We start from the raw sequence: 2,575 nt of genomic DNA, 5'->3' as shown, positions 1-2,575 counted from the left end.
CGGCGCGCCGCCTGCTGCACCTCCGCGGCGGTGCGGCGTGCTTCGTCCGTGATGCTCTCTGCTTCGATCCGGACCTCGCCGAGGCGGGCGGCGGCGGCGTGTTCTGCGGCCTCAATCGCCTGCTGCGCACGCATCCGAGCGGTCCTCAGGAGATCGGCCGCCGCTTGGCGGGCCGATTGGACGGTTTGCTCGGCGGCGGCGTTGGCCTCGGCGATCGCCTGTTCGGCCTGCGCTCTGCTCTCACGCGTGAGATCCTCGGTGACTCTCTCAGCGTTGAGCAGCACCTGGGCGATCAGGCTCTCTTGTCCCTGGTATGCCGAGAGTTTTTCGTGGGCCGCGGCCAGCTGTCGTCGCAGCGCCTCGACCTCTGCGCATGCCTGTTTGAGAGTCGTCTGAAGCGTCGTGCGCTCCAGAATGACCCCGGTGAGTTCGTTGTTCACGCGATCGAGGGTCGCCGCCGCCTCGGCCAAGAATTGTCTGACCTCCGCCGGATCCGCTCCAAAGAGCGTGCGGGAGAACTGCCGAATCGCGATCTCAGCCGACCGCAGGTCCATTCACCGCGGCCCGCGTCACCGGTGGCCGGCATGACGGCGTTCGTTTGCCGGCGGCCGCGTGAGTCACGACAGCGGGACCTTCTGCAGGCGCTGCCCGACCTGCTCGGCCATCTCCTCATCCGAGATCGCCGTCGTGCGCCCCGATGTGTACTGTTGCATCACCCATGCGTGGATGGCCTCAACCGCCGGGTGATCTTTCGGAAGATTCTGTCCGGTATGCTGACGAATCCAGAATGCGACGCCCGCCACGCCCGACCGATCGGTCACGTTGACGGACAGCGGACGGTTCAACAACGCAGCCGTGTCAAAGATGTTGTAGATCTCTTCGTTCTTCATCGCTCCATCCGCATGAATCCCGGCTGATGTCGCGTTGAAGTCTCGGCCCACAAATGGCTTGGACGCGGGGATCGAATACTGACACTCGCGCTGCATATATTCCGCGACCTCGGTGATCGCGGTCGTGTCCATCCCGTTGAGCCCCCCCATCAACCCCGCGTATTCAAAGACGAGTCCTTCGAGGGGGGTATTACCGGTGCGCTCGCCATACCCGAGGAGCGTGCCATTGGCGGCGGCGCATCCGTACAACCACGCGGTGGTCGCGTTGATCAGCACTTTGTAAAAGTCGTCGTGTCCGTGCCACTCGAGCCAGGCCTTGGGAACTCCGGCCTCGTGGATCATCGCGTGCACGAGCCGCGGGGTGCTCCGAGGCAGCACGGCGCCCGGGTAGGGCACTCCGTACCCCATCGTGTCGCAGAGACGCAGAATGACGGGAATGCGCGCCTGTTCCGCAAGGTCCATCAACCGCTGTGCCAGTGGGATGACGAACCCCGGGATGTCCGCCCGCGTCAGGTCTTCAAGGTGACATCGGACCCGCAACCCCTGGGAAAGCGCTTCTGAGACGACACCGACATAGTTCTCGAGCGCCTTACGCCGGTTCCAGCCGAGCTTGAGAAAAATGTGGTAATCGGAGCAGGATGTCAGGATGCCGGTCTCCCCGAGCCCCGCCTCTCGGACGAGTCGGAGATCTTCACGTTTGGCCCGCACCCACCCGGTGACTTCGGGGTACCGGTACCCTCGCGACAGCACTTGCTGAACGGCCTCACGGTCTCGCGTTCCATATAAGAAGAACTCACTCTTTCGGATGACGCCATTCGGACCGCTCAGACGGTGGAGCAAGTCGTACAACCGGACGATCTGGGTCACCTCGAGCGGAGCGCGGGCCTGCTGTCCGTCCCGAAACGTGGTATCGGTGATGAGAATCTCATCCGGGGGATCGACAGGCACTTCAAGACCGTCAAACAGCACTTTGGGGGGTTGGTGGTACGAAAACTGCTCGCGCATCAGGTTCGGCTCGCTGACGTCTACCACATCAACGGGCTTCCGCGCGCTGCTGAGCGGCCAACGTTGTTCCACGGCGGCCTCCACGGACGCAGCCTGCATCATTTTGAGCCTACCATAGGGCCCGCAGAGGCGCAATATTCTTGGCTTGGCGAGACAACGCCTAGACATCGGCGCGCTGAGGAGCGATACTGGAAACCAGAATTCGACATGCTGGAGGGACGGCCGATGGCGAAGAAACTCGATATCTCGATTGAGTACTGCAACCGCTGAGGATATCTCCCCCACGCCGTCCGTGTGACGGAAGAGATCCTCAAGGCCAAGGGGGAAGGGGTCGGCGGGCTCCGGTTGATCCCGTCCGGCGGTGGTGTGTTCGAGGTCGTGGTCGACGGGAAGAAGATCTTTTCCAAGAAGGAACTGGGCCGCCACGCCGCGCCGGGGGAGATCCTTTCGGCGCTCGAGGCGATGTAACCCGCAGATCGGTAGGGGGCACGATGCTCAACTGGTCACGCCGGGGATGGCTTGGGTACGGAACGGCCGTCCTCGGATTGCACGTCCTGGGGCTGCTGGCGCTGCTACCCACCGCCCGCACCCACCCCGCACTTCTGGGAGTAGGGTTTCTCGCCTACACGCTCGGCCTGCGGCACGCGTTTGACGCCGACCACATCGCCGCGATCGACAAC

4 protein-coding genes are annotated in these 2,575 nt (G+C 63.5%); 2 read left to right on the top strand and 2 right to left on the bottom strand.

The window, feature by feature from the left end:
* Together VFP86_19580 and VFP86_19575 are read right to left on the bottom strand one after the other, a co-directional pair.
* A partial coding sequence (locus VFP86_19580) for a DivIVA domain-containing protein (protein ID HET9001851.1) occupies positions 1-554 on the bottom strand: 554 nt, incomplete at its 3' end.
* A 63-nt stretch (positions 555-617) separates the two neighbouring features.
* Positions 618-1,967, bottom strand: coding sequence for a 2-isopropylmalate synthase (locus tag VFP86_19575; protein HET9001850.1), 1,350 nt, complete (start codon positions 1,965-1,967; stop codon positions 618-620).
* Positions 1,968-2,120: 153 nt separating this feature from the next.
* Here VFP86_19575 and VFP86_19570 point away from each other — a divergent pair, with 153 nt between their 5' ends.
* The gene (locus tag VFP86_19570; GenBank protein ID HET9001849.1) at positions 2,121-2,363 is read left to right on the top strand and encodes an Rdx family protein; all 243 of its coding nucleotides are present in this window, start codon (positions 2,121-2,123) and stop codon (positions 2,361-2,363) included.
* Between the two features lie 23 nt (positions 2,364-2,386).
* Positions 2,387-2,575, top strand: a 189-nt coding sequence (locus VFP86_19565; GenBank protein HET9001848.1) for a HoxN/HupN/NixA family nickel/cobalt transporter, incomplete at its 3' end; no start/stop codon positions are given.

The sequence above is a fragment of the bacterium genome, assembly GCA_035703895.1.
In the GTDB taxonomy this organism is placed as follows: Bacteria; Sysuimicrobiota; Sysuimicrobiia; order Sysuimicrobiales; family Segetimicrobiaceae; genus Segetimicrobium.
Note: the sequence above shows the minus strand (reverse complement) of the source record. Positions and strands in the feature narration are given on the sequence as shown.